25 protein-coding genes are annotated in these 21,847 nt (G+C 62.9%); 5 read left to right on the forward strand and 20 right to left on the reverse strand.

Features of this window, described 5'->3' with window-relative positions; genetic code table 11:
- The 9 genes from Q0316_RS08775 to Q0316_RS08815 form a co-directional block, all read right to left on the reverse strand.
- Window positions 1-1,059 (reverse strand): hypothetical protein (locus tag Q0316_RS08775; RefSeq protein WP_298671397.1); only part of this gene is annotated, 1,059 nt, incomplete at its 3' end.
- Window positions 1,060-1,093: 34 nt separating this feature from the next.
- Entirely contained in the window at window positions 1,094-1,375 is a 282-nt protein-coding gene (locus Q0316_RS08780; protein ID WP_298671399.1) for a hypothetical protein, read from the reverse strand.
- A 28-nt stretch (window positions 1,376-1,403) separates the two neighbouring features.
- Entirely contained in the window at window positions 1,404-2,114 is a 711-nt protein-coding gene (locus Q0316_RS08785; protein WP_298671401.1) for a hypothetical protein, read from the reverse strand.
- A 195-nt stretch (window positions 2,115-2,309) separates the two neighbouring features.
- Complete coding sequence (locus tag Q0316_RS08790) at window positions 2,310-4,214, reverse strand: hypothetical protein (RefSeq protein WP_298671404.1); 1,905 nt, start codon at window positions 4,212-4,214, stop codon at window positions 2,310-2,312.
- Between the two features lie 267 nt (window positions 4,215-4,481).
- A complete protein-coding gene (locus tag Q0316_RS08795; RefSeq protein WP_298671406.1) occupies window positions 4,482-4,658 on the reverse strand; it encodes a hypothetical protein in 177 nt (58 codons plus the stop codon).
- 97 nt (window positions 4,659-4,755) lie between these two features.
- A complete protein-coding gene (locus Q0316_RS08800; protein ID WP_298671409.1) occupies window positions 4,756-5,886 on the reverse strand; it encodes a PepSY domain-containing protein in 1,131 nt (376 codons plus the stop codon).
- Window position 5,887: 1 nt separating this feature from the next.
- On the reverse strand, window positions 5,888-7,987 hold the full coding sequence (locus Q0316_RS08805; RefSeq protein ID WP_298671412.1) for a TonB-dependent receptor: 2,100 nt from the start codon (window positions 7,985-7,987) through the stop codon (window positions 5,888-5,890).
- Window positions 7,988-8,123: 136 nt separating this feature from the next.
- Window positions 8,124-9,524 (reverse strand): hypothetical protein, encoded by a 1,401-nt coding sequence (locus Q0316_RS08810; protein WP_298671415.1) that lies wholly within the window; start codon window positions 9,522-9,524, stop codon window positions 8,124-8,126.
- 228 nt (window positions 9,525-9,752) lie between these two features.
- Window positions 9,753-10,070, reverse strand: a complete 318-nt coding sequence (locus Q0316_RS08815) for a hypothetical protein (protein ID WP_298671417.1) — start codon at window positions 10,068-10,070, stop codon at window positions 9,753-9,755.
- Between the two features lie 329 nt (window positions 10,071-10,399).
- On the opposite strand from Q0316_RS08815, the gene Q0316_RS08820 reads away from it, so the two are divergent.
- Window positions 10,400-10,699, forward strand: a complete 300-nt coding sequence (locus tag Q0316_RS08820) for a hypothetical protein (protein WP_298671420.1) — start codon at window positions 10,400-10,402, stop codon at window positions 10,697-10,699.
- Between the two features lie 38 nt (window positions 10,700-10,737).
- Here Q0316_RS08820 and Q0316_RS08825 read toward each other — a convergent pair whose 3' ends face one another.
- The 7 genes from Q0316_RS08825 to Q0316_RS08855 form a co-directional block, all read right to left on the reverse strand.
- Window positions 10,738-12,234 (reverse strand): M48 family metalloprotease, encoded by a 1,497-nt coding sequence (locus tag Q0316_RS08825; protein WP_298671422.1) that lies wholly within the window; start codon window positions 12,232-12,234, stop codon window positions 10,738-10,740.
- A gap of 163 nt (window positions 12,235-12,397) precedes the next feature.
- Window positions 12,398-12,826: a hypothetical protein gene (locus Q0316_RS08830; protein WP_298671425.1), complete on the reverse strand. Its 429-nt coding sequence runs from the start codon at window positions 12,824-12,826 to the stop codon at window positions 12,398-12,400.
- 379 nt (window positions 12,827-13,205) lie between these two features.
- On the reverse strand, window positions 13,206-13,862 hold the full coding sequence (locus Q0316_RS08835) for a hypothetical protein (RefSeq protein WP_298671428.1): 657 nt from the start codon (window positions 13,860-13,862) through the stop codon (window positions 13,206-13,208).
- 296 nt (window positions 13,863-14,158) lie between these two features.
- The gene (locus tag Q0316_RS08840) at window positions 14,159-14,605 is read right to left on the reverse strand and encodes a hypothetical protein (protein WP_298671430.1); all 447 of its coding nucleotides are present in this window, start codon (window positions 14,603-14,605) and stop codon (window positions 14,159-14,161) included.
- Window positions 14,605-15,417, reverse strand: coding sequence for an FAD:protein FMN transferase (locus Q0316_RS08845; protein WP_298671433.1), 813 nt, complete (start codon window positions 15,415-15,417; stop codon window positions 14,605-14,607). The genes Q0316_RS08840 and Q0316_RS08845 overlap by 1 nt, the downstream gene beginning before the upstream one ends.
- Window positions 15,418-15,421: 4 nt before the next feature.
- Entirely contained in the window at window positions 15,422-15,940 is a 519-nt protein-coding gene (locus tag Q0316_RS08850; RefSeq protein ID WP_298671434.1) for an FMN-binding protein, read from the reverse strand.
- 14 nt (window positions 15,941-15,954) lie between these two features.
- Window positions 15,955-16,869, reverse strand: a complete 915-nt coding sequence (locus Q0316_RS08855; RefSeq protein ID WP_298671436.1) for a hypothetical protein — start codon at window positions 16,867-16,869, stop codon at window positions 15,955-15,957.
- A 203-nt stretch (window positions 16,870-17,072) separates the two neighbouring features.
- On the opposite strand from Q0316_RS08855, the gene Q0316_RS08860 reads away from it, so the two are divergent.
- On the forward strand, window positions 17,073-17,453 hold the full coding sequence (locus tag Q0316_RS08860) for a glycine zipper 2TM domain-containing protein (protein ID WP_298671438.1): 381 nt from the start codon (window positions 17,073-17,075) through the stop codon (window positions 17,451-17,453).
- 53 nt (window positions 17,454-17,506) lie between these two features.
- Here the strand turns inward: Q0316_RS08860 and Q0316_RS08865 are convergent, their stop codons facing one another.
- A complete protein-coding gene (locus Q0316_RS08865; RefSeq protein ID WP_298671440.1) occupies window positions 17,507-18,919 on the reverse strand; it encodes a hypothetical protein in 1,413 nt (470 codons plus the stop codon).
- Window positions 18,920-18,984: 65 nt separating this feature from the next.
- Window positions 18,985-19,713: an RNA polymerase sigma factor gene (locus Q0316_RS08870; RefSeq protein WP_298671442.1), complete on the reverse strand. Its 729-nt coding sequence runs from the start codon at window positions 19,711-19,713 to the stop codon at window positions 18,985-18,987.
- Window positions 19,714-19,874: 161 nt separating this feature from the next.
- Here Q0316_RS08870 and Q0316_RS08875 point away from each other — a divergent pair, with 161 nt between their 5' ends.
- A complete protein-coding gene (locus tag Q0316_RS08875) occupies window positions 19,875-20,405 on the forward strand; it encodes a DUF4142 domain-containing protein (protein ID WP_298671444.1) in 531 nt (176 codons plus the stop codon).
- A 26-nt stretch (window positions 20,406-20,431) separates the two neighbouring features.
- Window positions 20,432-20,731: a cupredoxin family copper-binding protein gene (locus Q0316_RS08880; RefSeq protein WP_367179671.1), complete on the forward strand. Its 300-nt coding sequence runs from the start codon at window positions 20,432-20,434 to the stop codon at window positions 20,729-20,731.
- Window positions 20,732-20,759: 28 nt separating this feature from the next.
- Here the strand turns inward: Q0316_RS08880 and Q0316_RS08885 are convergent, their stop codons facing one another.
- Together Q0316_RS08885 and Q0316_RS08890 are read right to left on the reverse strand one after the other, a co-directional pair.
- A complete protein-coding gene (locus tag Q0316_RS08885) occupies window positions 20,760-20,981 on the reverse strand; it encodes a GDCCVxC domain-containing (seleno)protein (RefSeq protein ID WP_298671447.1) in 222 nt (73 codons plus the stop codon).
- Entirely contained in the window at window positions 20,974-21,330 is a 357-nt protein-coding gene (locus Q0316_RS08890; RefSeq protein WP_298671449.1) for a mercuric reductase, read from the reverse strand. Before Q0316_RS08890 ends, Q0316_RS08885 begins: the two co-directional genes overlap by 8 nt.
- A 93-nt stretch (window positions 21,331-21,423) precedes the next feature.
- On the opposite strand from Q0316_RS08890, the gene Q0316_RS08895 reads away from it, so the two are divergent.
- A complete protein-coding gene (locus tag Q0316_RS08895; RefSeq protein WP_298671451.1) occupies window positions 21,424-21,840 on the forward strand; it encodes a helix-turn-helix domain-containing protein in 417 nt (138 codons plus the stop codon).
- The last annotated feature ends 7 nt before the right edge of the window (window positions 21,841-21,847 follow it).

The raw sequence follows: 21,847 nt of genomic DNA on the forward strand, positions 1-21,847 counted from the left end.
GGCGTCGCACTTGCTACCGCGATCGCGTTCTGGCTTTGATTGAGTCTGGAGCCTAATCTTGTGCGTTCCACCTGCGCCGCGAATAAATTCTAAGATATTCTGGCTGCGCCTCGTCCTGCTCTCCTCAAATCCCGCGATGATCGGCATTAATTTATTTTGAAGAAAATCCAGATATTTCGCGACATCGACAACATCAAATTCACCGCGATCTATTTTTTCCTGTTTTATACCGAGGGATGCAGCATTCCTCGCCGCATGCTTCATCAACTCGTGTTCATCAACGAACATACGTAATTTATTATCTACCGAATCGATCGACTTTCCATCATTGAATTCATCTTTGGCAAGTTTTGCCATTTTGTACATTTCATTGATAACGTTTGCGACGCTCTCCAGCGTCGCATTTTCTGGATTATCCAGGCCAGCCTCCAGTGGATTCCATTCGGCATGATGGATTCGATATGCGATGATCTGAAGGTCAAATAGCCCCCACATTATCGTCATCAGCCGTATCATTTTACGCTTTTTAGCGCCCGCATTGCTCCCATCGGCACAGACAACGTCGCAAGCATCGCCAAGGCGTCCAGAAAGGAGAAGCTCTGCCAAATTCCGATCCGTCTCCATTAGATCTTCGAGATTCGTAGCGACGAAAGATAACTCAAATCTCGGCAAATCACTTCCCATGCGCCCGGCTGGGGATAAGACACGAGAAAATACGGCGGACATTTTCTTCACCACATCCGGATTTCTCCGGCTATCGATCATCCATTCTAATTGCTTTAGAATACCAGCTCGATTATTCGGCAATCGATCAATCGGCAGCGTAATTCTTAGGTCATCGAACCAGCCAGACTGCAGTTCGGCAAAGTTACCCGAATCCATAAACAGCGCACCGATAGCGTCTCCCTCCCAGGGCGCATTCGTTACCCCAAATCTCCTCGCACGCCATATTTCAACGAGCTGTTTATTGAATCTACGCGGATCAAGATTGTCCAAATTTATAGCGTCAAATAAGTGCCCGATTCTCACGCCACGCCCTTTTTCCAAACGGAAGGGCATGGCGAGAGATAAGTTACCGAACAATAGATTTTAGCTAAATTCTGCTTTCCAACTTGATGAGCCAACCCTCCAGAAGGGCGATTTTCGCAGTTGCCTTATTAACCAAGTCACGCAACTCGGTCTGACGTCGTTGTGATTCGACTTTACCCATCTCGCCTCGTCTAGCTCGCTCCACGAGATCGGCCTGATCAGCCGCATACCGGTCGATTTGCTCCGCGATCGCGTCGATGCTTTCGCGTACAATCGCGCTTTTTGCACCGGGCGAACCGGTACCGTCCGCAACCCCTTCCAAAAGACCCGCTACTGGACTTTCCATATTGCTTCTCCTCTTGCTGATAGTAACTTTAATCGAGCCGCCACGGAGGCGGACGTGCGGGCGCAACCCAAAAATTAGGATGCGCGCCATTGATGCTGATCCAATCGTGCGCCGGACCGCAGCGTAGGTTGCCAGGCATGGGAATGGCGCCGCGAACCGAGATGAGTGTCATCATATAGTGCTGACGCGCGGTCATCGGCCCCTTCCGCCAATGCTGGGTCTTTCCCTCCCGACGCTTGTGGAATAGCGCCGACTCCGCCTCTCGCGCTGCTTTTGCATGCTCCCAGGCGAGCCTGGCGCCTTCCTTCCGACACCAATCCAAACGACGCGGATCTGCAAACACATGCCGCAGCAGTTCACCGCGGCTGCTCGCGAGCGTTTCAACCGCAGCTTGGGCTATCCAGAGCGCGTAGAGTTGGCCGTGGTGTTCAATGCCCGCGACCGCATAATCGTCGAGATCGAGATATCCCTCGCGCTCGACAATCGCACCAAATGCAAACAATAGATTTGCCGGTGAACGCCGCTGCTCTCGAACATCCGCCTGCTGACGGATGTGGAATGCCAGCACCTTTGCTTCACCCTGACGTACCCGAGCGGCGTTCTCCAGTATCCGCGCACGCGCCTTGAGCAGCCGCAGCGGATCGCGTAATTTGATAGCGATCTCGTTGACGAGGTTGTTGTGTGCAAGTTCCATGGCACGACCGTAGCGCCCCAAACCGCCAAAAATTGCCGGGGTCACTCGCCGAGAATTGCATCGCGCTATCGGAAGCCCAAAATCCGCGGCGCCCCGTTCGCGCTGCCTGATGACAAAGCGCTTGGAGATGCACGCACCTCAGGACTCGGGACCGCCTGCCAACCAAAATCGCTGACGAACCACCCTCGCCACTCTTCACCCTGACAGGTAAGCTTGTCGTCGCCCCTGGGATGCACGAGATCAACGCCCGCGATCATCACGATCGCGAACGAACCGATGATGCTCCGCTAGGCCACTGCCAGCAGGCCGATCGAGCCGCAGCTTCGACATAGATCGGGTCGGCGGCGCGTCGTTGATCGCCAAGGCCATATCCATCAACGCCAGCCAACCAGGTTGCGAATCCGCAATCTTTTGAAAGATGCGCGCCAGATCGTCGGACTGCGTGAAAAGATCGAGCTCCCCCTGAGACGCTCTTAGCGCCACGCTCTGCATCGACAGATATCGAACCGCCTCGTCGATATACGCGTCGTGGACCTCACGCTCGCGAAGACTCAATGCTCGATACTCAGCACGCTTCCGCGATTCGCGTGCCGCCGCTGCGAGTTTGCGCCGCCGCATTTCGTCGTCATCCATCAGCGCTGGCCCCGGCGAAACCGGCCTATCCGTAGCGCCGGTCCGCACTGTGGACGGCGCATCGACCGGTTTCAAAGGCTTGGTAACGCGTTCGACCAAGCCACCTTCTCGACCCGGCGCATCAGCGCGAGGCACCATGGCCTTATGCGCCGCAGTCGGCACGAATTGCGGATTCGCAATGCCCGTCACAGGGCCTGGAAGATCACCGCTTGCTCGATCGATATCAGACTGGCGCGCGCCAACAGCAGCGCCTGTACCGTTCCCCGCCACGACGGCGTCGTTCGCGGTGTTCGGCATTGCTCGATTTCCGGTCAGTTCCTCGGCGGCACGTTCGGCCTGATCGAGAATTCTAGCGCTAGCCTCGAGCTTCTCGACAATCGTCTCCAGGCGCTCGATTTCCTGAACCACCGCCTCCGAGTCGCTCACCAACTCGTTCTCCGAAGCGGTTTCAAGCATCTCCGTTGCTCGGTGACGGCGAGACACGCCGCCGCGCTTGGTAAAACCGCCAGGACTCAGCCCATCATCAGCCCGCGATCGATGCGTCCAGCGCGCGACGATCTTCTCAGCCTCGAGCGCACGGTTGAATGCCCGCGCAATCATCCGGCGCTGCAATCTCAAGCCAGCCGGCGTGCTCAACCACGTCAGCTTTGAAGCCGCGAATTCCCAGTGGTCGCCACGGCGTCTCATCGGACGCAGACTGAGCACGATATGCGCGTGAAAATTCTTCTGGCTGTTCGCCGCGTCGGGCTTATGCAGCGCCGCCGCGTAAGGAAGGTGGAGCCGCTCGTAGTGACCGCATAACTCCTTCAGCACCACCGCACGACCTTCAGGGGACAGATCGGCCGGCAGCGCTAGAATCGAATGCACGTAAACGCCGGCATCCTTTCGACCGAGGCCTTCAAGTTCCTCGATTCGCTCAGCACAGCCCAACCGTTCGGCCCGATCTTCCCCCATGTTGCTCAGCAGGTTCCCGGCAACAGGCTCCAGCGCCTCTTCGCGTTCGATATAGTCGATCTTGCTCTGAAACTCGCCCTTCTGCCAGGTGGCCGTCCGCGCATTAATTCGGGGTGACCCGCTTTTCTTGTAGCTACGCCCCTTGCCCGATCCGTATCCTCGCGAAATCCATTCGAAGTATAGGTCCCGACCGTCGCGACTGCGGCCGCCTGACTTGCCGGGGCTAAACTCGAACAGCGGGCCGTTTCCGCTCCCCCGCCCAGCGCGATCGGCGTCACGTTGATTTCGACGGATCGCGGCCCCCACCCGACGCGCGTCGCGATCGCGCTCGGCCTCTTCTCGCTGCCGTTTACGACGTACAAACGAGATGCTCTTGCGCCATTCCTGCCGCGAAAGAATCTCAGCGCGTGCGCCATCGCCACTGTCGCGCGCCGAAACAATTTTTGCCTTCAGCGCCGTATTGTCTGCCCTGCCGTTCCGATGTCTGCGCTTGTGCGCTTCCGCCAGCCACTTCGCCGTCTCGGCGCGCGACATCGTCCATCCGTTCCATTCATCCATGTGAGCCTAATAGGGTTTCGGATGCTGACGGGACCTTAATCCGCCTCGATAGGTGATTCCGTTTTGGGAGGGGGGACATGGGAATGCGCGGTCTTGTTCTTCGAGAACAAGACGTTGACGCGCCACCCCCCTCCCAAAACCCCTACCCAGTCAAAATCGCTCATCGGCGCGATTCTCTGACCGACGAGACCGAGCGCCGCGCCCAGCTCATCGAGAGCAGGTCAAATGGATTGAATGGTGGGAACGCTCAACAAAATCGCGAGCATCTCACTCCACAGACTTTTCTATGAATCCAAGGGTGTTGGCGTTCTCCACCAGGGCGCGGACCTTGGCGCGCTCAAGGCCGCCCGGCACATCAGCCTCGATCTCAAGCCTGAGCTTCACTTGACTGCCTGGCAAGGTGGTGAGCTTGTCGCGCCTCGCGGCCGAGGGCGCGGACGGCATCTGCCGGTGCCCGACGGGGGCTCACGCAAGGGCATAGGCAGGAGGTTCGCGACGCAGTCTTCAACCGCCCGCGGCGACGCCGGAGTTATCAACCCGTTTATCCAGATCCGGGTTCGCCACTTGAGGTGTAACGCCTGCAATCGCGACGGCTGACGCGTCCCGGGCTTTTTATCCAAAAGCTCCAGACCGAAAATGACCCGAGCAGCGCGAGCCCGATACCGACGATCGTCATGATCAACCGGTGGATGAACCCTCCAGCCTTGGCCGCGTGAAGCGGATAGGCAAGATCGAGTATTTTCACTCCTTTCGGAAAGGTGCGGGCGTCTTTCGCCGCAATCAACTGCGCACCACAGGGGGCAAACCATAGAAAGGTATGTCCGTTAGGCAGCCATTCGTCGGGCTGGCGCATCCGCACGAGGATCGGATCGCCCGCTTCGGCGGGAAAGCCGATCAGCCTGATCTCGGCCGCGGGAAACCGGCGCCCGGCGGCGGAGATGATCCCCGGCCAGTCCAGCGGCTCGCACCGATCGGGGAATTGCAGTCCGGGCCGCGCGGTCGCCGCCGCGATCTCGCTCGCCGACGACCAGGGGCTGACCAGCATCAGCCCCACGGGCTTCAACGCCATCGCGGTGCCGGTGACGAACGAGAGCAACAGCAGCGGCGCGATAACGATGCCGAGATCGCGATGATGCCGGACGATGGCGGGGCGGCTGATCCGCGATGGCCATAGCCTCGGCGCGAAGCTACGCCGGCGTTGCCACCACAGGAATATGCCGGTGACGACGAAGCCGATCCCCAGCAGCGCGGCGATCCCGACGATCGTCTCGCCGGCCTTGCCGATGAACAGATGGCGGTGAAGGTCGAACAGCCAGATTTCCGGGCGGCCCCATTGGCTATGCCACTGGCTGGCGATGCTGCCGGCGGAATCGAGATAGCGGCCCGATCCGTCGCGATAGGCGATGCGATGGAACGGGAAATCGCGCGAGGCGAAGATGATGTAATCGGGTCGGGCGGTCGCATGTTGCTCTACCCCGGCCGCGATCGCGGACAGCGACGCCGTGCGGTCGACGACGCGGGCGGCGGGCACGAACAGGCTTTCGGCATTGACGAGCAGCGCCCCCGACACACCGAGCAATGCGAGCAGCAACCCGATCACCGCTCCGGTCCAGCGGTGCAGCCAATCGACCGCCCCGATGAACGGCCCGGTCGATCGGCTTCGCGCGCCCATCTTACAGCTTGATCGAGAAGGCGAACTTGACCGACATCGGCAAGCCTTGCGCGAGCAGGCTGGAGCCGGTCGACGCCCAATAGCGTTTGCCGGTGATATTCTCGCCATAGACGCGCAGCATCGCCTGCTTCCCGAGCAGATCGAACGCGTAGCTCGCGCCCGCATCGAACGTCTCGTAGCCCGGCACGAAACCCTGGTTCAGCGCATTGACCGCGCGTCGCCCGACATGGAACACGCCGGCGGAAACGCGCAGCCCCGAAACCTGCGGGACGCGATATTCGAGAAACAGCGAGCCGGAGAATTTCGCGACATTCTCGATTCTTTTGCCGACGACATTCGCCGCGCCCGATTGCTGCTTGGCATCGAGCAACATCGCGCTGCCCGAAATCGACAGGTTCGGAATCAGTTCGCCGACCCCGCTGAACTCCGCGCCCTGATAGACCGCCTCGCCATCCTGAACGTAGAAATTGGCGCTGTTGAGATAGGCCGACGGCCGCTTGATGTGAAAATAGGCGCCGGTCAACAACAGGCCCCGCATCGGCTCGATCTTGGCGCCGGCCTCATATTGCTTGCTGACCGCCGCAGGCAGGATTTCACCGGCATTGTTGGCGATCTGCTGCGCGATCGGCCCCGGCTCCAGCCCCTCGATATAATTGCCGTAGAGGCTCGCCCATGCCGTGGGCTTCACCATCACGCCGTAGGAGAAAGTGTCGGGCTTGATGCTGTATCGGCTGGTACGGCTGACGTCGCGATAGTCGGTCTTACGATAGCCGATCGTCGCCTGCAGCCAGTCACCGAGCGACGCGCGATCGAAGATATAGAGCCCGAGATCCTCGGTGCGCGACGGGTTGGGGATGATGCGCGGCGCCGGCGCCTGCTGCGGGATCGGCACCGGATTGTAGAGATTCTGCGCGAAACTGCGGCGCACCGCGGTCGGCACGTTGCTGTTGCGCGTCAAATAGGCGGCGCCGACGAGCAGGTCGTGCCTGATCGGCCCGGTGCGGAACGTGCCGGATACGTCCGCGCGATAGATCACGTTGCGATAATCGTTACCGCGGGTCTGCGCGACCGAGACGATGCCGTTGCCGGTGGCGAGATCATAGCTGCCGAACGACGAATAAGCGCGATCGCGGCTGAGGAACGACTGCCCGATCGCGGTCGACAGGCGCCAACTCGGCGCGAAGGTGTAGTTGACGCGCGCGAGCAGGTTGGTTTCCCATCCCCGCCCCTGCATCCATTTGCCGCCGAGGTTGGTCGAGGGGGACTGCAATGGCGGCAGAGTGACGACACCATTGACCGCGCTCAGGCTGAACTCGGTCGGCTCGGTGATCGTCTTGTAGATATATTCCGCGTCGAGCAGCACCTCGAGCCCGGCGAGCGGCTGCCAGTCGAACGCGGCGGTCGCGAAATGGCGCTCGCCGCTGGTCAGCCGGACGCCGGTCTCGAGCAGGAAGGTGCCCGCATTCACCCTGATGCCGCCGTTGCCGAAGCTGCGGCTGATATCGACATCGGTGCCGATCGACCCGTTGCTGTCGCCGGTCACGCTGACCTGCGTGATCGGTGCGGCCGTCGGACGCTCGGTTACCAGATTGACGATGCCCGAGGGCGTGGCGAAGCCGTAATAGAGGCCCGCCGCCCCCTTCAGCACCTCGATCCGGTCCTTGCTCTCGATCGGCTGCTCGACGAGGTTGATGATGGGGAGGACGCCGTTCCACCGCACGTTGGCGAAATTGCTGAGCGTGATGCCACGGATCGCGAGGTTGCTGTAGATGCTCGTGTTGATCTGCGCCTGGGTGACCCCCGGCGTGTTGCGCACGGCATCGATCACCGACCGTGCCTGCTGCGCGTCGAGCAATTCCTTGGTCATCACCGCGACGGTCAGCGGCGTATCGAGCAAGCGCGCATCGCGGAAGGTACCGGCCTGCACGAAGTCGGCGCCGAAGCTGTCCTGGCGGTCCGCGGTGACGACGACATCCTCGCCGGCGCCCCGGTCACTCGCGGTCTGGGCTTGCGCGGGAACGCCGGCCAATACCGCAAGGGCGACGCCCAGCAGGATCGAATCCGAAGCGCGGCTACGGCCAAAACGGACAGCGGAAGACATGGAACGCTCACCCCCGATTAATGTCACGAGGGCTCATACGGTATTGCAACTCATTTGCAAATAAGATCCAGAGGCAGCAGGAACCCGAGGCTCCCAATACAGATCACGCTCGGGTTCCCGCCCGAACGAGCCGGGCCTATCGCACCCGGCGGATATCGCGACGCAAATAGACGAGCAGATGGTCGGCGCCGCGCGGTGCGACCATGATCAGGCGATACCCCTGCGCCAGCGCGCGCGCCACGACCGCATGCGTGGCGAGGTTCCACGGCGCGAGCGGATGATCCATGGTCACCACCACCGGCGGGCGCCTGGTCATGATCCGGCGCACCTCGGCGGTCTCGTCGATCCCGCTCGCGCCACGCTCGGCGTCATAAGCGAGCGTCGAGGGAAAAGCGTAAGCCGTGGGCAGGCACGTCCCGGCGAGATAATAAAGGATCGAATCCCCCGCGAAGACAAAGGGGCATTCCGCCCCGCTATCGGCCTTGATCACCCGCGCGATGGCGCGCGCCGACGTTCCCTCGTCGGGCTCGGTGACGATATGGAACGTCAATAAAGCGACGCCCCATCCGAGCGTGGCGACGAGCGCCGCGCGGTGCCGCCCCAGGACGGGCGCCGCGACGATCGCGAGCGGCACCATCAACGGCAGTGCGTAATGATCGAAGAAGGCCCCGATCATCACGAAGGCGACCAGCGCCGCCGCCAGCCATCCGCAAGCGAGGATCGTCTCGGCGCGCCGCGGGCGATCCCGCCAGTGAAGGGTCGCGATCAAGGCAAATGGCGCGAGTTGCGTCGTCGTCCCGGCAAGCCGCGCCGCGATCTTCGCGGCGGGATAGCCTCTGCGCAACCCGACCGATACGAAATTGGCAAACCAGAACGCCTGGAACACGGCCGAACCGCGCTCATAATAGTAAGCGACCGCCAGCGCCGTCGGCGCCAAACCCAGCGCAGCCCATAAGATCGCAGCGCCGCCGACCGCGAACAAAGATGCACCCGCCCGCCGCAGATACCAAAGGTGCGCGAGGCCGAAGAATGCGCCTTCCACGACCGGCGTGTATTTGGTCTGGATCGCTAGTCCGGCCAGCAGGCAGGCGGCGGCACCGTTGATCACGATCGCGCGGCGATCCCGTCGGGTCGCCAATTGCGGCAACCGCAGGGTCAGCAACCCGCCGCCCGCGACGAACAGATTGTAGAATACCGGCGATTGCCCGCCGCGCCCGCTCAACAGCGATAGCCAGAGAATGTAGCAGATCGCCGCCGCGATCGTGCCGCCCCTGCCCGCGCCCAATTGCTGGCCGGCGCGCGCGACCACCCAGGCGGTCACCGCGGCAAACAGCGTCGCGACAAGCTGATAGACGAGAATCCCGTCGCCCGGGATCAACCGGATCGCCGCGAAAATCAGGAACAGTCCGACCGGCTTGCGATCCCATATGCCGAGATAAGGCAGCGTGCCGTGCAACATCCGATCGCCGACGAGCAGATAATATTCCTCGTCGACATGGATCGCCGGATTGCCGAAGTCGCGCGCGCGAAGCAGCACCGCGACCACGAGCAACAGCGCGAATGCCGCACAGGCTACCGATCGCGCCTCGTGGATATGTCTACAACCGCCCGAGCCATTGGGGCACGCAATTAAGGCGCGCGCGGGCGGTCGTCTCCCAACTTATTTTTGGCCCCTCCCGTGCGGGAAGCTCGCATCGATGGCGTCATTGAGTGCCCCGATGTATTTCGCCGCGCCATCCAGCGCGGCGAAGGCGATCAGCAGCGATCAATTGTCGTCGTCATCATCGTCATCGCGATGCCAGCGATGCTCGCGCTCCCAGCGCTCATGCATCCAGTAGCGCCGCGTCCGTTCACGCTCCCAGCGCTCGCGACGATCCCGCCAATATTCGCGGCGATAATAATTATCGTAGTCGCGATAATATGGATGATCGTAATTGTAATAATATTGCCGGGGATACCATTGATCGTAATAGGGTCGTCCGTAGCTATAATAGACGCCCCAGCTTTGCGCCGAGGCGCTTGCCGGGACCAGCGCCAGCACACCGCCGGCGGCCGCGGCGAGCAATGAAAGCTTCCTGATCATACCATCTCCGGCCACATGGAATTCCCTGCTTCCACTTGGCCATCTCAACATATTCGAGGAGAGCTTTGCCGCGGCTGAATTGGCCGTTTAGCTGCGGTTAAGGAGCGCGTAACATACGGCTGATCCACAGCTCATTGCTCGCTCCTCATTCGAGGCCAACTGCGGGGATACGGCAGTTAAACCCTCTTTTGCAGCACGACTTCCATTCCTCCGCCATACCGCGCTTCGCCACATTTTCCGGTTGCCGCATGCAATTCAGGCTGCGGCAATCTGCGTCGACCGATTTGTACGCCACCGGGACAACGACGAGTACAAAGAGGGAATCGGATATGCGTAAACTGATAATTGCCGTGAGCGTGGTGTCGCTCGCCGTGCCGGTGTCGATGGTGTTTCCGAGCAGCGACGCGCAGGCCAGGACTTATCGCCACCATTATCGTGGTGTTAAACGCTGCCGCTATTCGAACGGCACGACCGGCCTGATCGCAGGCGGCGTCGGTGGCGCATTGGTCGGTAATTCGATCTTCGGCCATGGCGCGCTCGGTACGATCGCCGGCGCTGCGGGCGGCGCGGTCGCGGGCCGCGCGATCGACCGCTCGATGACCGCGGACCGCCGTTGCCGGTACAGCTGAGCCATTCCGCTCCTCCCCGCCAGGGAGGGGCGCAATTGCTATGATCGGTTCGACGTTCCCCAGACGATCAGCTTCACCTTGCGCCCCGGGGTGAGCGCGGTCGCCTCGGGCGACAGGCCGTTGAGCACACGAAAGCGATCGGCCTTGAGATCGGTGTAGGCCATCTGCGCGGCGAGGCTCGCGACGCTGTCGCCGCGCTGGACCGTCACCACATCGACGATGCGTGGCCGCACCGCCGCCGCCTCGGCAGCGGTCATGCGGCTGAAGCTCTGCACGAGCGGGGCTAGATCCCCCAGCCCCGCCCCCTGCGGCTGCAACACGACGAAACTATAGGCGGTGCCGGGCGCGAAGGCATAAGCGACGATCGTGACGTCGACCGCGCGCCCCGATCCGTCCTGCCCGCGCACCCGCGCGGTGGCCGTTTCCATCCCGTTGATCGCGCCCCGCGTCATCGCCGGGGCGGCGGCATTCTTGCTCAGCCCGGCCAGCACCTTGCCGACATAGCCGTCGAGTGTGCCGTCATAGCGCCCGCCACTGAAGCGCGCCTGTCCGCCGACATTACCGGACATGCCGCCGATCGTGACCGCATCGGTGCCGTTCTCCATCCCATAGCCGGCGGGCGCGGTGAACCGGAACCCGGTGTCGGGATATTTGAACGTCTGCCCGTCGATCACGCCCTGACGCGGATCGTCGCCGTACAGCATCCCTTTGAGCGACATCAGGAGGGCATCGTTGTTGCGATAGGATGATGCCGGCCGCTGCTGGCGCGCAAGGGCGAGCGCGCGGCCGACGCGGCTGCCCGGATCGGGATGCGACATCGCCCAGCGTAGCGTGATGCGTGCATTGCCGCTGATCCGTTTGTCGAGCGCCTCCTGTGCGGCGAGCGAGGTCAGCATGTCGGGCGCGGCGAGCGGATCATAGCCCGCGCGATCGGCGAAGCCCACGCCAAGGTCGTCGGCCTCGAACTCCTGCTGCCGCGAGTGATGCATGACGTTGCCGACCACCAGCCGGTTGATCCCGCTGGTGCCGAACTGCCCCAGCTTCTGCCCCAATTGCCCGTTGCCGAGGATCGCGCCCAGCACCGCCTGCCCCAGGCTGCCGAGCAGCACGTCGCGCTGCGCGACGCTGTTGCGCTGATCGGCGTGGTGGGCGGCGATATGGCCGGTTTCGTGCCCGAGGACGAACGCCAGCTCCGCCTCGTCATTCATCAGCGCGAGCAGCTGGCGCGTGCAATAGACATAGCCGCCGGGGATGGCGAAGGCATTCTCCACCGGCGAGTTCAGCAAGGTGAAGGTGAAATCGCGGTTGACGTTGGCGATGCCCGATTGCCCCGCGACCCGTCGGCCGACGCGCGCGACATAATCGGCCTGCGGCCCGGCATAAGCACCGCCATATTCGGCCAGCAGATCCGGATGCGCCTTGGCGCCGGTTGCCTTGTCCTGCGCCGAAATGCTCTGCGCTTCGGGAAGCTGTGAAAATGCTGCGGCGCTCAGCGACGCCACGACCAGCCCCGCGAGCAATGTGGATTTGCGCATCTACCCTCCCTGGGGGCGACCGATCGCCCGGTATTGCGAAGCCACTATGTGCGCCACCCGCCGCCGGCCGCAAGCCGGCAGATCGGCATCGCTTCCGAAATCTGATCGCGGGACCGACACTCGTGCCGCTTCCAAAGCCGCGCGCGATATGCGCGGCATTCCGTCAGGCGGTTTTCAAGGATGCGCCGCGAAGGCCCCACACGAGCAGCACGGAGGCTAGAATAATCGCCGCACCGACGGTCACGAACCCTGCCGTGACAAAGCCTTCCTGCCATTCGACCGCGTGATGGCCAGCCGCAGTAACCGGTGAGAGCGCGGCGGTTCCGAGAATAGCGGTGACCGACGTGACGACCCAGTTGCCATACGTCCCCCCGAGCAAGGCTGCGTACGTCAGTCCGGTCGCACGCTGCGATAACTTCATCTGGCCCCAGATGGCGCCGACGGCAATCAGGAAGGTTCCGTTCATCACGCCTTCCAGATGCGCAGCCAATCCCATGCGCACGTTCGTAAATTTCGCCTCGGCGAGGCCAGTCAGCAAGCCGAGCAAGAACAGACTCGCGCCATGGAACAGAAGGCGGCGGCGATGGTCCATCTCTCCCTCCTCGCTAAGCCAACAATATGTCTATCCTGGCGCTCGATTTACGAGAGCGTGCCAAGCACCGGCAGCGCTCACCTGGGCAGGTCGTTCAACCCCGAAGCTACGCCTGGTTCGGCGACTGAACAAGCGGGATCGCCTCGATGACCTCGGCGCCCCCTGCTCCGCCTGAAAAGGAACGCCGTGCAGAGCCTCGCCCTGCACGGCGTTCCGGGCGACGTGCGGCAAAATACAGACCGCACGTCTTGGGGGTTCGACAGGTCCGTGATTGCTGTCCAGGCGAACCGATCGCGGCCCCTACCGCATTTTGTCCGCAATCAACGGCGCGGCGTGCCCGCACTCGCCGAGCTTGAGCCGTTTACCGACGCCGATCCGCTTACCCCAACCGAGCCCGCCGCACCGGCGGCATCGTATGCATGACTGAGCGCTGCGCTCGCGTGGTGGCGGGCAGCGCCAGCTGCATTGGCGGCGTGGCGGCGCGCAAAACCGACGGTATACGACCAGCTGCATGACCCGAAACGGCCGCCGTGCCGCTCGCAGTGGCGCGCGCCTGTCCGGCAGCGCCGATCGCTGCCCGGTGCGCCGTGCCGACCGCTTCTCCAACCTGATCGGTGCCGATCAGATCAGCATTCACCCCGACTTTGCCGCCAGCGCTGGCTGAACCCGCGCTGTTCGCTGACCCGCCAAGCGCACGACCACGAACGCTGCTCGTGCCCAGCGCGGCGCCGGCGCTCTGGCTCACGGCACCGTCAACCGCGGTATCTACCGAGAGGTGCCCCGATCGCGTGTTGACCGAATGGCCGCTGGACGCGCGCGCCGATCCTTTCACGCCGCTCGCAACGCGATCTGTCGCAGAGCCGATACGGTCGGTGTGGACGTCGCCTCCACCAGACAGTGCACCTTCGAGATTGCCAGCCGCACCGATCGCGCCACCGCCCTGGCCGCCGAGCAGCTGCGCCGAAGCCGGAACCGCGCTGGCCCCCGCCAGAATCATCGCCGCGGTCAACAGATGGGTTCGGAACGCAATGGTCATACTTCGTCTCCTTGCTCGGAGCCGGTCGTTTCCGATCCGGCTTCAAGCGAGCAACGGCGGCCGAGGCGGGTTTAATCCCTCGCGCGAAAAATTATTTCGGCCACCGCTAGATCAGATGCAGGTTCAGCACTCTCTTCAATATGAACAGAGCGCCGCACCGCGCTCTGCGCCTGACACTCCCTTTCCAATTGTCAGGCAATTTGGGTCGCCGGGGAAACTCGACGGCCCATTTTTGCATCCTCTAGATGCGTGATGCTTTGGCAGATGGCTTACCTGGGGCGCGGTCTTTCGCCTGCTTATCGCCGGCGGGCAGCAATTCCATTGAGCCAGTGCCAGATGAACACGGCAGGCACGCCAAGCCCGACGATCCAATGAGCCTTCGAGGCCCAGCCGCGAACCATGTCGTCGCCGACATAATAAAGCAGGTAACCACTCAATATCAGCAGCCCAAGCACCGCGCCGAGCGCGACGCCGGCGACGCGCTGGCGCACATGGGTCCAGCCCTTGGGGATATGCACCACGAACATGCCGCCGATGCCGAGCAGCGCGGGCAGCAGCGCGAAGCCGTGCAGCCGCATCATCCACGGCTCGGCGGGATTGGTCTCCGGCCCGAACGCACCCTGCGCCTGCCCGAAATAATGCAACAACAGCCACGCACCGCCGCTCAGCCACAGCGCACCACCGGAGAGGCACAGCAGCCACTTTTGCCACTCGGCAAGCTTTGCGGTCCGCCGGTGCTGCATCAGCCCTCCCCTCGCATATCGCTTTCCCACAACATCTCGCCGCCGCGCGCGCGCAGCAATGCACCGGCGAGCACGCGGTCGGCGAGCGCGATCTTGGTCATCGCATCGGCGAACAGGCAGGTATCGGCGACGATCGTGACCCGCCCGGCGCTCAGCACCGGCTTGCCGCCGGCGCCGATATGCGGGCTCCACGACCGTCCCCCGGCGAGCCGCCGGTCGAGCAGATTGGCCGAACTCGCCATTGCGGCATCGGCGAGCGACATCTGATGTCGCACCATCCCGTCGGCATCACGCAAAGCGACCGGCCAGTGCCGCGCACCAAGCGCCGCAAGATCGCCCCCGGCGTTGACGCAGGCCGCCGGCACCCCGCTTTCGCGCAGCACCGCGATCGCGCGATCGACCGCATACCCCTTGGCGATCCCGCCGAGGTCGATCAGCACCGGTCTGCGAAGCGTGACCGTTTCGTCATCCATGATCTCGATATCGGCGCTCGTGCCGTTCCCGGGCGTGTCCACCGCCGGAAGAAAACCGGCAGCGACCAGCGCCGCGCCGATGCCGATATCGAACAGGCCATTGCTCGCGCGATAAAGATCGAGCGCCGCGCGCAACACGACGATCGTTTCGCGATCGACCGTCGCCGCCTCCCCCGGCGCAGCGGCACGCAGGCGGGCCAGGTCGCTATCAGGCGAATGAAACGACATCCGCTCATGCACATGCCGGATCGCGGCAAAGGCAGCCTCGACGCAGCCGGCCGATTCCGCAGGGACGGTGATCTCGACCAACGTTCCCAGCCACGGCTGGCAACGCGTCACCCACTCATCCGCGGGCGAGCACGATGGCATAGGTAGCCAGCAGACGACGCACGCCGTCGGTCACATGTTTCGAAGACAAGGTCGCGCCCGAGATGTTCTTCACATCGCGGCCGAGTTGCAGCGACTGGCCGGCGCGCCTGCCGGTGAATTGCGCGCGCCAGCGCGGATCGCGCACCTGCCCGCCATAGCTTTCGCGATAATCGAGGATCTCGACCGATTTCACCGCCCCCGCCGCATCAAGCGCGAGCGCGAAGGTGATGAATTCGTGCTTGCCCACCACCTGATCGACGATGAACCAGCCGCCGCCAGAGGCGCGCCACGCCTTCACCTCCTTCGACAGCGGGCTCTCGCCCGAGGCCTTGCGGATCTCCCCGATCTGCTGCGGGCTGAGCGCATGAAATGCCGGGTGCAAAGTTTCGCCCGGAAACATCGCCGCCTGCGCCTGCTCGACGGTGAGATAGGTCGTCGCATGGACCGCGCTCGGGGCGGCGAGGGCAGAGAGCAGCAGGATATGTCGCTTCATGGGATCACTCGTGCTCAGAACGGGAAGCCGATCTTCAGGCGGACACGGCGACGCTCGAAATCATTGTCGTAGACCCGGCCGCCGACGATCGCGCCGCGCAATGTGTCGCTATGCTCGCTCGCCCAGGGGAGCTGTTCGAGATAGCTCAATGTCGCGAAGAAGTGGCGTCCGGCAAAATGGACCGACGGCCCGAAATAATAGCCGCTGTTCGACAATTTGGTGAAGTCCAGGCTGTTATATTCGCGCTCATTGTCGAGCTCGACCGCACCGGACCATTTGGACGCGAAGCGATAGCTCGCGCCGATGCCGAAATTGGTGTCGGTTTCGAGCTGCCAGCTGTTGCGCCCCGGGTCATTGTCGTCGGGTAGCAGGCGATATTCCGGCGCATAAGTTAAATTGGCCGAAAGAACGAACTTGTCGTCCATGAAGTTCTTCTGGAGGATCAGCTTGGTCTCGACCTCGCGGAACCGCGCCCCCCAGGTCGGCTCGAGATAAACCGCAACACCGATCCCGTCCTTGTGCAGCATCGGGCTGCGCACCCGCCAGACCGCCTCGGCGGAGACCCCGGTGAAGCGCGAATTCGAATAATGCGCGTCGGGGCCGGGCTGGTCGTAGGTCAGCGGCTCGGGCGGCGTGGTCTCGCCGAACGGACCGTTATGATAGGCCTTGGCCCAGGTGGCATTGGCATAAAGCGCAACCTGGAAATTGTCGGTCAGCCCGTATTCGACCTCGGTCCGCTCGTCGATCTGATTGAAATCGCCCGCGATCTTCTCGTTGCGCCACGTCACCCATTGCTCGATCTCGACCTGCCCTTTCGGCAAAGTGTCGGTCGTATAGAGGTAACCAAACAGCGGCTCGCCAGCCCAGGCCGGCGATGCAACGCCCAGCCCCATCCCACACAGGATGATACCAGCAACCGCCCTTGTCATCAGATCCCCCAATAGATTCGCAAATGCGATCTATTTGCATTAGCGAAGCGGGCCAAATGAACATTCGGTAATGTGCTGTCGCCTCGCGCCGCTCAGGTTGATTGCTGAACGATGGCTGACAGCCCGGTTCAGGAACGCGCCACAAGAGCGACGCAAAGGAGGTCTCCGTCGAGGCGGAAACCGCCAGCCGGGAGGACAGAAACATGATGATAAGAAAGTCGCTCGCAGCGCTATCGCTTGCCACCATCATGGCAACGAGCTTTTCCTCGCCGGCGTTTGCTGATCACGGCAGGCGTGCCTGGGGCTGGGGCCGAGGACACCATCATCACGGCCATGATGATGATGATGATGACGATGACAATGACAATGATGGTCCGCGCTGGCGGCGTGGTGGCTATGACCGCGGCCGCTGGCACCATCGCTGCGGCGGCAATGGCACGACCGGCCTCCTCGTTGGCGGAGGCGCCGGGGCTCTGCTCGGCCGCGCACTCGACCATAATGGCGATCGCGCGGTCGGCACGATCCTTGGTGCGACCGGGGGTGCATTGCTTGGCCGGCAGGTCGAGCGCGGCTCGGGCTGCTGACGCCGCCCGCTGTCAGGCATTAGCTGAGACGCGCGCGACTGCGAAAAGCCGCGTCAGAACGAATAACCGATGCCCAAGTTGAATCGATTATTGCGGCTGTTTTCGAAGAACTTCTGATAATCGATTTTGACGACGACGACCTGAATCGGGTGGAAGGAGAAGCCGACGGTCAATATCCGGTCGCGGTTGAGCGGATCGGCAACCAGGCCCAGCGGCAATTTCGCCTGGGTATCGAATTTCTCGTAGCGGATGAACGGATTGAGCGTCGCCTCCCCGCCGAGCGGGAAGCTGTAGGCGCCCTGCACCAGCCAGCCATAGAAAACCGAGGGGAAGAATGGCCGCTCGGCGTTATTGGCCATGTTATAAGCGAGCAGGACGCTGTCGATCTTGTCGGCCCGACTGTAGGTGCCGCGTGCATAAAGCGCCTGGAAATCGAAGCCCTTCGGCTGCCAGCGCCCGTGCACGTCCCACAGGGTCACCTGCGAATTGATGCGCGCGAAATTGGGAAGCGTATTGTCCTCCCGGAAATCCGCATTCCGATGCACGACGCCGCCGTGGAAGACCGCGCCGCCGACCAGCAGACCTGGAACGCCCTTATATTCGAGCGACCCATAGACCGAGAGGTCGGCTGCCTTGGCGAGCTGCAATTCCTGATGCGCCGCGGCCAGTGGCGATCCCGCGTCGTCGAACTTCGCGACGTTGAAGCCGGTCGTGACGCCGACGTCGTAGGAGAGGCCGATCGGCGTATCCCCCCAAAGGCCGATGCCGCCTTCACGCCAGGTCGTCGGGATGATGCGGGTTTCGACCTCGTTGCGCTCGACGCCGTAGAAGACCGGCGGCTCGTGGTTGCGGTTGAGGAATCCAAACGGCATCAGGAACAGCCCGGCCTTCAGGTTGAGCGACGGCTTGAAGGCATAATTGAGATAGGCCTGCTCGACTTCGAACTCGCCCTTGTCGCTCGCGCTGGCAATCGCGTGCTCGACTTCAAGTTCGCTGTTGAAGCTGAGCTTATCATTGAAGCGATGGCCGACGAACAGGACCAGCCGCTTGAGATCGGCCCGGTTGCGACTGCCATCATGGACATATGCGTTATACGCGATCTCGCCATATCCGCCGATCGTCGTGTCCGAACCGATCGAAACCCCGGCCACTTGCGCCGGACGACCGATGGGAAGCGATGGGCTGGCATCGGCCGATGCCTGGTTCGCGGCTACGGCCGTGGGAGCCGATGGCGGTGACGATGGCGCGACCGATGCCGACGAAGCGCTGGCCGCCAATTCGCGATTGTCCTTCACCTGCGCCGCCAGATCATCGAGCCGCTTGGACTGCGCCGCGATCAACTGGCTCTGTGCAGCGAGTTGCGCCTTGAGCGCGGCGATTTCCGCCTGGAGCGACGCCTCGTCCGCGAACGCCGGGGTCGCGGTCGACAAGGCCGTCGCCGCCATCAGCATGGCCAGCTTGCGCAATGATTCCTCCGCGATTATCGAGTCGGCGCGCGGTTAGGGCATATGCAACCGACTCGCAATATCGCTTATGCCGCAGGCGGCGGCCCAAAAAGCGTCGCCACGACCCGCTCGGTCATCGACGCGCAATCGGCGCCGGCAAACGGGAAAGCGCCGGTTAGGCTGGCGTGGACCTCAGGCGCGAGCGCCTCGCGCAGCCGGCGCCGCGCCCGGAAGAGTCGCGTCTTGATCGTCGCGGGAAGCGTGTCGAGCGCATCGGCCACCTCCTCCACCGTCATCCCCTCAACATCGCGCATCACGAAGACGGTGCGAAACTCCGCCGGAAGCTGCGCGATCGCCGCCTCGAGGATGCCGCGCAATTGCTTGATAGCGAGCGACGCCTCGGGCTCGCCGCGCTCGAATGATCCACCCATCAGTTTTTCCCGATAGCGCTCAAGATCGGTGACCGACGCCGCGTCGAGCCGGGCGCGCCGTCGCTGCGCCGCGCGCTCGTGCCCCAGCGCCTCGTTGATCACGATCCGCGTGAGCCAGGTGGCGAGCGACGACTGGCCGGCAAAGCTGCCGATCGCGGCGAAGGCGCTGACATAGGCGCTCTGCACCGCATCCTCCGCTTCGGCGCGATTGCCGAGAATGCTCCACGCCGCGCGAAACAGCCGCTGGTTGTTGCGCGTGGTCAGCAACCGCACCGCTGCGGGATCGCGCAGCCCGATACGCCGCGCCAAGTCGACATCGCTCAGCGCTGCGATGTCCCGCGCCTGCATCATGTTCACCTCCCTCGTCGCGTTGGACTCCATCATCGCAAATATCCGTGCCGCCGTCGTTATGTTGTCCGTTCGGCCGATTGGATGCCGCAATCCCGGATCGGTTCCCGATATCCGGGAACTTCGCGCGGCAACCGGCATCAAATGGTCGATCGCGCCGGAAATGAGTCCGTCGCGCCGCCCAGGGGACCATCACGATGACAAGCAAATTCGTACCGATTCTGGGAAGCTTCGCGCTGATGCTCGCGCCCGCCGCCGCTTATTCCGACGAGGCGCATATCAACGACGCCCAGATCGCACATATCGCCTATACCGCGGGCGCGCTCGATATCGCGGCAGGCAAGCTCGCGCTAGAAAAGTCCAAGAACCCGAAGGTGCGCGCCTTCGCGGGTGAAATGGTGCGCGATCATCAAGCGGTGAACGATAAGGCGCTCGCCCTGGTGAAGAAGCTGGGCGTGACGCCGGAGGACAATCCGACCAGCGCAGGGCTCACCAAACAGGCATCGGCACAGCATGACGCGCAAGCGAAGCTGACCGGTGCGGCATTCGACCGCGCCTATATCGCGAACGAGGTCGCCTATCACCGCACAGTGAACGGCGCGCTCAAGACCACGCTCATTCCCGGCGCGCGCAATGCCGAACTCAAGTCGCTGCTGGAGACCGGGCTGACCTTGTTCTCCGAACATCAGATGCACGCCGAACATCTCGCCGCGAGCCTGAAAAAGTGATTCCACGCGCCGCTCTGTGGCGCGCCGTGGTCGCCCTGGCCGTCCCGCTTCTCCCCGGGGCGGCCTTGGCGCCACGTGCGACGCATACGATCGTCATCGATCAGATGAAGTTCGGCCCGGCCCCGCAAGGCCTACGCGTCGGCGATACGGTTACCTGGATCAACCGCGACCTATTCCGCCACACCGCGACGGCGCGCGACGGCAGCTTCAACCTCGATCTGATGCCCGGCAAGAGCGGCAGCGTGACGCTCCGCAGAGCCGGGAGCATCGCATTCTACTGCACCTTCCATCCGGGCATGCGCGGGCAGTTCGTCGTCGGCCGGTAGTCGCCGAACGAGGACGGACGTCGCGTGATCAGCCGCAACACGCCTTCCCGCCCTCCTGGATCGGCGGGCACGGTACGTCGCCATAGGAGCAATAGACGCAGCAATCGCCGGACTTGGGCTTCAGGACGGCACCGCATCCTCGGCAGTCGTAGAAATACTGGCACGCATTGGTCGGCATGGTTTCCGTCGCGCTGTGCCCACAATGGGGGCAGACCAAGGTCGAGCGCAATTTCAGTGTGATATCAGACATAAAGATAGCCCGCCGACAGCAGCGCGACGCCAAGAAGCAATCCGGCAAGCGTGAGGATCCGCACCCAGCGTGGTGCGCAGCTGTCGGCCCCGCATCGTGCGGCGGTCAATTGCTGGCGAGCAAGCAGCGCCGCGCCGGAGAGCAGGGACAAGGCGCCGACCAGAAGGAGCGGTATGCGAAATGGCACGGCGGCGATCGCAATCCCGCCAAGCCAGGTCGCGCCGACGCCGATGGAGGCGAGGAGGATTGGCAAGGCGCAGCATGATGCGACGGAGAAGGCAGCAGCGAGCCCGGTCAGGGCGAGAGCAGCACCGCCAATCCCTTCGGTCGAGCCTGACGATAGCTTCATGGGCGTTTCCTTGCGATGGACATGCGGCCGCCTTACCATCTGTAGCGACTACAGACTCAAGCCCTCTCAGGGTAACGCTCCATGGCCATCCAAATGATCCAGATCGGCGAGCTTTCCCGCCGCACCGGCTGCAACATCGAAACGATCCGCTATTATGAGCGTATCGGACTGCTACCGATTCCGCCGCATCGCGGCCGGTACCGCAGCTATGGCTCGGATGACGTGGCCCGCCTGGGCTTCGTGCAACGCGCGCGCGAACTGGGCTTCACGCTGGACGAGGTGCGCGCCTTGCTGGCGCTTGCTGCTGGCGGTCAGACTTCCTGTGCCGAGGTCCGCGATCTCGCGACCTCGCATTTGAAGGATGTGCGAGTGCGTATCGCTGATCTCAGCCGGATGGAGAAGATTCTGGCCGACGCCGTGCTAGCGTGCGACGCCGGACAAGATCCAGGCTGCCCGCTGCTCGATACGCTGTACGCCGAACCCGCGGTCGGTCAGGAAAACCAACCGTAAGCCGCTG

It is taken from the genome of uncultured Sphingomonas sp. (assembly GCF_937871615.1).
GTDB lineage: Bacteria > Pseudomonadota > Alphaproteobacteria > Sphingomonadales > Sphingomonadaceae > Sphingomonas.

What these genes read in the sequence shown, in the direction of transcription:
- Q0316_RS08795 (WP_298671406.1), bottom strand. Translation starts at nt 4,658, where the DNA reads ATGCCGTCCGCGCCCTCGGCCGCGAGGCGCGACAAGCTCACCACCTTG.
- Q0316_RS08875 (WP_298671444.1), top strand. Translation starts at nt 19,875, where the DNA reads ATGACAAGCAAATTCGTACCGATTCTGGGAAGCTTCGCGCTGATGCTC.
- Q0316_RS08815 (WP_298671417.1), bottom strand. Translation starts at nt 10,070, where the DNA reads ATGATCAGGAAGCTTTCATTGCTCGCCGCGGCCGCCGGCGGTGTGCTG.
- Q0316_RS08830 (WP_298671425.1), bottom strand. Translation starts at nt 12,826, where the DNA reads ATGGACCATCGCCGCCGCCTTCTGTTCCATGGCGCGAGTCTGTTCTTG.
- Q0316_RS08840 (WP_298671430.1), bottom strand. Translation starts at nt 14,605, where the DNA reads ATGCAGCACCGGCGGACCGCAAAGCTTGCCGAGTGGCAAAAGTGGCTG.
- Q0316_RS08870 (WP_298671442.1), bottom strand. Translation starts at nt 19,713, where the DNA reads ATGATGGAGTCCAACGCGACGAGGGAGGTGAACATGATGCAGGCGCGG.
- Q0316_RS08890 (WP_298671449.1), bottom strand. Translation starts at nt 21,330, where the DNA reads ATGAAGCTATCGTCAGGCTCGACCGAAGGGATTGGCGGTGCTGCTCTC.
- Q0316_RS08850 (WP_298671434.1), bottom strand. Translation starts at nt 15,940, where the DNA reads ATGAAGCGACATATCCTGCTGCTCTCTGCCCTCGCCGCCCCGAGCGCG.
- Q0316_RS08860 (WP_298671438.1), top strand. Translation starts at nt 17,073, where the DNA reads ATGATGATAAGAAAGTCGCTCGCAGCGCTATCGCTTGCCACCATCATG.
- Q0316_RS08805 (WP_298671412.1), bottom strand. Translation starts at nt 7,987, where the DNA reads ATGTCTTCCGCTGTCCGTTTTGGCCGTAGCCGCGCTTCGGATTCGATC.
- Q0316_RS08885 (WP_298671447.1), bottom strand. Translation starts at nt 20,981, where the DNA reads ATGTCTGATATCACACTGAAATTGCGCTCGACCTTGGTCTGCCCCCAT.
- Q0316_RS08800 (WP_298671409.1), bottom strand. Translation starts at nt 5,886, where the DNA reads ATGGGCGCGCGAAGCCGATCGACCGGGCCGTTCATCGGGGCGGTCGAT.
- Q0316_RS08825 (WP_298671422.1), bottom strand. Translation starts at nt 12,234, where the DNA reads ATGCGCAAATCCACATTGCTCGCGGGGCTGGTCGTGGCGTCGCTGAGC.
- Q0316_RS08835 (WP_298671428.1), bottom strand. Translation starts at nt 13,862, where the DNA reads ATGACCATTGCGTTCCGAACCCATCTGTTGACCGCGGCGATGATTCTG.
- Q0316_RS08895 (WP_298671451.1), top strand. Translation starts at nt 21,424, where the DNA reads ATGATCCAGATCGGCGAGCTTTCCCGCCGCACCGGCTGCAACATCGAA.
- Q0316_RS08790 (WP_298671404.1), bottom strand. Translation starts at nt 4,214, where the DNA reads ATGGATGAATGGAACGGATGGACGATGTCGCGCGCCGAGACGGCGAAG.
- Q0316_RS08855 (WP_298671436.1), bottom strand. Translation starts at nt 16,869, where the DNA reads ATGACAAGGGCGGTTGCTGGTATCATCCTGTGTGGGATGGGGCTGGGC.
- Q0316_RS08780 (WP_298671399.1), bottom strand. Translation starts at nt 1,375, where the DNA reads ATGGAAAGTCCAGTAGCGGGTCTTTTGGAAGGGGTTGCGGACGGTACC.
- Q0316_RS08820 (WP_298671420.1), top strand. Translation starts at nt 10,400, where the DNA reads ATGCGTAAACTGATAATTGCCGTGAGCGTGGTGTCGCTCGCCGTGCCG.